Annotated in this window: 4 protein-coding genes and 1 pseudogene; all 5 read left to right on the forward strand. The window is 66.2% G+C overall.

Going from position 1 to position 6,657, the window contains the following annotated elements:
* Window positions 1-1,643 (forward strand): ferredoxin-like domain-containing protein (locus WBQ44_RS20280; protein ID WP_495568463.1); only part of this gene is annotated, 1,643 nt, incomplete at its 5' end.
* A gap of 16 nt (window positions 1,644-1,659) precedes the next feature.
* Window positions 1,660-1,977, forward strand: coding sequence for a Rieske (2Fe-2S) protein (locus WBQ44_RS20285; RefSeq protein ID WP_495568464.1), 318 nt, complete (start codon window positions 1,660-1,662; stop codon window positions 1,975-1,977).
* Window positions 1,978-2,083: 106 nt separating this feature from the next.
* Entirely contained in the window at window positions 2,084-3,544 is a 1,461-nt protein-coding gene (locus tag WBQ44_RS20290; protein ID WP_495568466.1) for a TIGR02677 family protein, read from the forward strand.
* On the forward strand, window positions 3,541-4,911 hold the full coding sequence (locus WBQ44_RS20295; protein ID WP_495568465.1) for a DUF2398 family protein: 1,371 nt from the start codon (window positions 3,541-3,543) through the stop codon (window positions 4,909-4,911). Before WBQ44_RS20290 ends, WBQ44_RS20295 begins: the two co-directional genes overlap by 4 nt.
* A pseudogene (locus WBQ44_RS20300) lies at window positions 4,908-6,657 on the forward strand (TIGR02680 family protein); the annotation flags it as partial. The gene WBQ44_RS20295 and the pseudogene WBQ44_RS20300, both read left to right, overlap by 4 nt.

Consider the following 6,657-nt stretch of genomic DNA (forward strand, 5'->3'; position numbering starts at 1 on the left):
AGGACGAAGGGTCGATATACGCGGTCGGTGAGTGTTGCCAGCATCGCGGCGAGGTGTACGGATTGGTGGCACCGCTGTGGGAACAGGCAGTAGTCCTCGCCGAGCATCTCTCCGGGTCCAATCCCGCTGCGGCATATCATGGTTCGCGTCTGACGACGAAGCTCAAAGTGGCGGGCGTCGACGTCGCGGCAATGGGCGTGAAGGGCCCGGAGCGCGACGACGACGAGTTCGTGCAGTTCTACGAGCCACGCAGCGGCACGTACAAATCCGTCGTGGTGCGCGACGGCAAGCTGATCGGCGCGACGTTGCTCGGTGACATCGGTAGGGCGAACTTTCTGACTCAGGCGTTCGACGAGAAGGTGCCGCTGCCGGAAGAGCGCATCAGCATGCTGTTCGACATGGGGACGCCCTCCGCCGCCATCGGTGCGGCGGAACTCGCCGACGACGTCCAGGTCTGCAACTGCAACGGTGTCACCAAGGGTGCGATCGTCGCCTGCGTCCACGCCGGCGCGAGATCGATGGGCGAGGTGACGGCGGCGACCCGGGCCGGTAAGGGCTGTGGTTCGTGTAAGGGACTGGTCGCCGACGTGCTGGCCTGCGCGGCGGGAGGCGCTGTGGAATCCGATCCGAGCGCCGACTGGTACGTGCCGAGCATCCCGTTGTCGAAGGCCGCGCTGCTCGACGAGGTCAGGCAGCGAGGTCTGCGGTCGGTGTCGCAGGTGTTCGCCGAACTTGCCACGGACGGCCGGGAGGATGCGGGGTCGAAGATGCCGCTGGCGTCGCTGCTGCGGATGGTGTGGGGCCCGGACTGGGTGGACGAGCGCGGCGCGCTTTTCATCAACGACCGGGTCCACGCCAACATCCAGCGCGACGGGACGTTCTCGGTCGTTCCCCAGATGAAGGGCGGCGTGACGACACCTGATCAACTGCGCCGCATCGCCGACGTGGCCGACAAGTATCGGGTGCCCCTGGTGAAGGTGACCGGCGGTCAGCGCATAGATCTGCTGGGCATCAAGAAGGAAGATCTGCCCAAGGTCTGGGGGGATCTGGACATGCCGTCCGGGTTCGCATACGGCAAGAGCATGCGCACGGTGAAAACGTGCGTGGGTAGCGATTTCTGCCGGTTCGGCCTCGGCGACTCGACCGCACTGGGTATCGCGCTCGAGGAACGTCTCCAGGGCTTGGAAACACCCGCGAAGCTCAAACTTGCCGTTGCCGGCTGCCCGCGAAACTGTTCCGAAGCGCTGTGCAAGGACCTGGGCGTCGTGTCCATCGGCGACGACAAGTGGGAGATCTACGTCGGCGGAGCCGCAGGCGCGCACATCCGCAAGGGCGATTTGTTCGCGACGGTGGTCGGTGCCGACGAAGTCATCAGAACGGCGGGAGTGTTCGTGCAGTATTACCGGGAGACCGCGAACTGGCTCGAGCGGACGTATGCCTGGGTGCCACGACTCGGCGTCGACACCCTCCAGCGGACGCTCCTCGACGATGCCGACGGCATCGTGGCCGGGCTCGAGGAACGATTGCAGACCTCCGTCGACGGTTATGTCGACCCGTGGCAGGACAGGACCGAGCCGAAATCACCCGCTCAGTTCGCACCGTCGCTGCCGCTGCTACCGCTCCCCCTGGTGCCCGTTCGATGAGCGCGGTGCCCGTCCGATGAGCGCGATGAAGGCGACGAGCGTCCCTGTCGGAGCACTCGAGGACCTGACACCCGGTGAAGGGCGCACCTACGTTGTCGACGGTAGGCAAATGGCGGTGTTTCTACTCGGCGACGGATCCGTCCGCGCCATCGACGCGGTGTGCCCGCACCTCGGCGGCCCACTGGCAGACGGACAGATCGACGGCACAGTCGTCGTCTGTCCGCTTCACCAGTTCGCCTTCTCGCTGGACGACGGAACCTGTCCCAGTGGAATCGGCTCCGTTCGCACCTATCCTGCCGCGGTGATCGACGGAAAGGTGACGGTGGAGGTCTGACGCGCGTTTCCGCTCCTGCAGGGTGGGCGACTACCCTGTCCCGGTGAGCAAATCGGGTGACGACGCACGACTCGGCGCTGCGGCTCCGTTTCTGCAGGAAGACCGCCTGAAACTGTTTGCCTTCACCGTCGCGGAGAAGCGCACGGAGTACCTGTGGGTGCTTCGGGCCTTCGACATCGCGCGCGCCAACTACGTGGTTCTCCTGCATGCGGCCGACCTGGCAGACACTCTGGCTCGGCACGCTCCGGAAGACATGCGACTGGGTGTCACGGACATCGCGCCGCTGCTCGAACAGCTGCACTCGTGGGAATTGCTGGAGCGCAGCTACGACGGTTCGCGGGCGGCGACACTCGCCGAGTACCGCAACCGGCACTTCGTGTACCAGTTCAGTCAGGCGGGCTACACGGCGTTCCGTGCGGTGGAGGAAGTATTGGGCGCGCGGCTGGACGACGCCTCTCTCTCTCGGCTGGTGCTGCCCGAGTTGCTCGCAGACATGCACGAATTGGCGGAGGCAAACCGTCAGCGCGACGGCGACCGCATCTACCGCAAGCTCAGCCGGCTCGACTCGACGCTCTCCGAGATGGCGACCCGCGCCGCGCACTTCTATCTGGTGCTGGGTGATCTCGTGCGTACCACGGAGATCACCCCCGAATCGTTTCTCGTTCACAAGGACGCGCTGCTCACGCACATGCGCGAGTTCAGTTCGGATCTGACGCGATACGCACCGAAACTGGCCGAGGCCATCGCGGTCGTCGAAGCGACAGGTATCGCGGACCTGATCGACCGGGCCGCGGGCAGCGACGAGCGGGTTTTCCTCTCCTTCGAGGAACGACGCGCCGACTGGCAGGCGAGGTGGTCGGGGCTCTCGCACTGGTTCGTGTCCGCGGAAAGCGAGCTCAGCGAGTCCGAACGGTTGCGCGAGGGCACGATGAGCGCGATCGCAGCGGTGTTGTCGCTGCTGCGTCGGGTCACCGAGACGCGCAAGGGCGGGGTCAGCAGGGAAAGCCAACTGCGTCATCTCGCGGGATGGTTCGCCGCCGCGCCGACGGAAGACAGCGCGCACGCTCTCTTTCACGCCACATTCGGGCTCGGCAAGCCGCGGCACCTGTCGATGGTCCATCCCGATGCCGACATCGTCCCGACGTCGAAGTCGTGGTGGGACGCGCCGCCGGTAGAGATATCGCGGACCCTGGCGGAAACGGGTCGTACCCCCTCTCCCGGCCTTCCCGGGCGTGTGCAGCGCAACGACGGCGGAATTCGACGCCTCCGCGAACAACAACTCGCGTCGCAACGGGTTAGGTCTGCGGCAGCACAATCGCTGGCGGACGTCGGAGTCTACGAACGCACATTGAACGAACAGGAGACCGAGGTGCTGCTGAGCTTGCTCAACGCTGCGCTGACCGCGCGGGTTCGAGTGAGCGGACGGACATCGGGCGGAGCCGGATCCGACAGCGGAGTCAAGTTGACGCTCAGCGACAGTGCGACCTCGACCGTCGTTCGGACGGCGCGTGGGCGGCTTCACCTCGACCGACTTCGCCTGGACGTAGCCGAGGTTGCGCGCAGGTGAGGGCACGTGAGATTCCCTCGTTGGCCCTTGACTCCTATCAGCGGGCCGCCCGCGTGGCATTGTCGAATCACCTGATCACCCCGACGTACCCCGACCGGATTGCGTTGCCGTTGTTGCGGCGGTGGGCCACCGAGTTGCGCGAAGACCTTCTCGAGCTGTTCGGTTACCGACTCGAGGTCACCGAAACGACCGCACGAGTGTTTCCCGTCATCGACGGCCTGGACTCGAGCCAGCCCGCGCGCACCGCGTCGGACCGAATCTTCGACCGACGTCGCTACGCGTACCTGGCATTGTGCCTCTCGTCTCTGGGCCGCGCCGGCAATCAGATCACGTTGTCCGAGTTGGCCGATCACGTCGCAGCGGAGGCCGGGCAGGTCGACGGTGTTGAACTCGAAGCCGACCGAGCCACGGACCGAGATGCGTTCGTCGACGCCGTCGGATGGCTGGCCGCGCGCGGAGCAATCTCGCTCGCGGACGGGGACGCCACCGGGTGGGCCAACAATCCCGCTGCAGGCGAGGCCCTGTACGACATCGAACGTTCGGTCGTGGTCGCGCTGTTCCGACCGCCCCGTGCGGTACAACATCTCCGGTCGGTCACCGGACTGCTCACCGGGTCCGACGCACCCGCCGACGAGGATGTCGACAGGGAGCCCGTCGACCCCAAACAGACTCTTCAGGCGGTGCGCCGAGCGCTCATCGAGCGTCCGGTGGTGTATTTCGACGATCTCGATCAGGACGGCCGTACCGCTCTGAGCGCCGTCCGCACCACCGCGGACATCGAGCTGTTGACGGGCCTTGCATCCGAGCGGCGAGCAGAGGGTGTCGCCTTGATCGACACGTCGGGGCGGCTGTCGGACATTCGCTTTCCCAGTACCGGGACGATCGCACAGGTTGCGTTGCTCCTGGCGGGCGAGATCTCGGATCGCGTGATCGACCCGGATGCCCCGCCACTCGCACGCCACCCCGTCCCCCGTGACACCGACCTGGTCGACGGTCTCGACGCGGCCATCCCCGGCGGCGGCATCTTCGGCGATCTGGCCGAGTTCGGCCGCCGCACAGGCGATGTCGTCGACAATGGGCCACGCGCCGAGACATACCCGTTCGTCGACAACAGCTGGCTCGCAGGCATCGTCCACGACCTGGTGGAGCGCTTCGGAAGAACGTTCGCGGCGCAGTGGCAGGCCGACCCCGAGGGGTTGCGCACACGGGCGGTCGATCTGCTGCACCGCTTGCGGCTGGTGCAACGAATGCCGACCGGAATCATCGTCCTGCCCGTCATCGCCCGCTACCGCGACGTGATGGTGAGCGTGCGCAACCGACCCGACGATTCCCTCTTCGACAGCACAGAGACCGAGGCCATCGAATGACTGCACAGGCGAGGCGTTTTCGCCCGACACGAGCCGGGATCGTCAATCTCTGGGACTACCGCGACCAGGAATTTTCGTTCGCCGACGGGCGACTCGTGCTGCGAGGACCGAACGGGTCCGGGAAAACCAAGGCACTCGAGGTGCTCTTCCCGTTCGTCCTCGATGGACGAATCGAACCTCGGCGACTCAACCCGTTCGCGGGCGAGGAAAGGACGATGAAGTCCAACCTCCTCTACCGGGGACAGGAGAGCGCCCACTCCTACGTCTGGATGGAGTTCGGTCGCGGCTCGCGTTCGGACCCCGAATCGGTGACGGTCGGTATCGGCATGCGCGCGAGCCGTCAGAACGACAAGGTCACCCGCTGGTACTTCGTCGCGGACGGACGCGTCGGAGTCGACTTCTCGCTGCTCGGTACCGACGACCGACCGTTGACCAAGAAGCAGTTGGCCGAACAGTTGGGAACGGACGCCATTACCGACCGGCCCGTGGACTACCGGGCGGCGATCGATGCCCGAATGTTCGGGCTCGGAGCGCAGCGATACGACCAGCTCATCAATCTCATCCTGACGCTGCGACGTCCTCAGCTGGCAAAGAATCTCGACCCCAAGGGTCTGTCGCAGGCTCTGACGGACGGGTTGCGGCCGCTCGACGACCAACTGGTGCTCGAGGCTGCGCGCTCGTTCAGCGACATGGAAGAGGTCGGACGCGCGCTCGAGGGACTGGCGCAGGCAGATCAGGCGGCCGACAACTTCGTCCGCGTGTATTCGAAATACCTGCGAGTGCAAGCGCGAGCCGATGTGGAACAGGTCGGCCGCAGACTCGAAGCCGTCACACATGCGACCACGGCGCACTTCGCTGCAGGAGCACTCGAAAAGCGCCGCCTCGAGGAGCGGTCCGCTGCCGAGAAGCGGTTCGACGATGCCGAACGTGCACTCGATCAGGCACTCGCCGACCGTGAAACGTTGCAGCGGTCGAGTGCGTACGAGGGCAAGCAACAGCTCGACGACCTTGCCGAGTCCGCGGCGAAGCTGAAACTTTCCGCAGCGCAACAATCCGAGCGCGCCAAGAAGGCCCAGGCCGATCTCGAACAGCGATCCAGCGAAGCCGCCCGCGCCGAATCTGCCCTACGCGACTCCGTAGCGACCGCCAGTCGCGCCGAGGACGAGTTGCAGCTCGCGGCCGAGGACGCCGGCATCGTCTGGACGCCGATGCCCGCATCCGCGCGGAGCGACCAGTTCGGAACCGCATTGCGCGGCCACGCCGAGGAACGCGACGGCGACGTTCGAGCAGTCCGCGACGCACTGAGCACCGTCGAGAAGGCCACGGCCGAACGCGCCAGGGCCGACAAGAGCGCTTCACGTACGCGCGACCTCCTCGAGGCCGCTCGCGCTGCGGTCACCGAAGCCGAAGCCACCGTCGAATTCGCACGCGGGCAGTACTCGTCCGAGCTGCGCGCATGGTGGACGGGCAACTCGACGCTCTACGGTGCCGCAGGCATCGGCGTCGCCGCTTTCGACGCAGTGAACACCGCTGTGCAGCGAATCGGCGAAGACGACGCCCCCAGCCTCGACGGCGTACTTGCCGAGGCGACCGCGGACGGCCTCGACGCCGTGCGGACACGGCGCACCGAAGCTGGCGTCACCGCAGCGGCACTGAACGACCGGCTGGCGCAGATGCGGGCCGAACGCGACCTCGTTCGCGCTCAGCACGACGACGCTCCTCCGCCGTTCGCCGCGCGGACGACTC

Origin of the sequence: Rhodococcus sp. (in: high G+C Gram-positive bacteria) (assembly GCF_049591685.1) — a bacterium.
Lineage (GTDB): Bacteria > Actinomycetota > Actinomycetes > Mycobacteriales > Mycobacteriaceae > Rhodococcoides.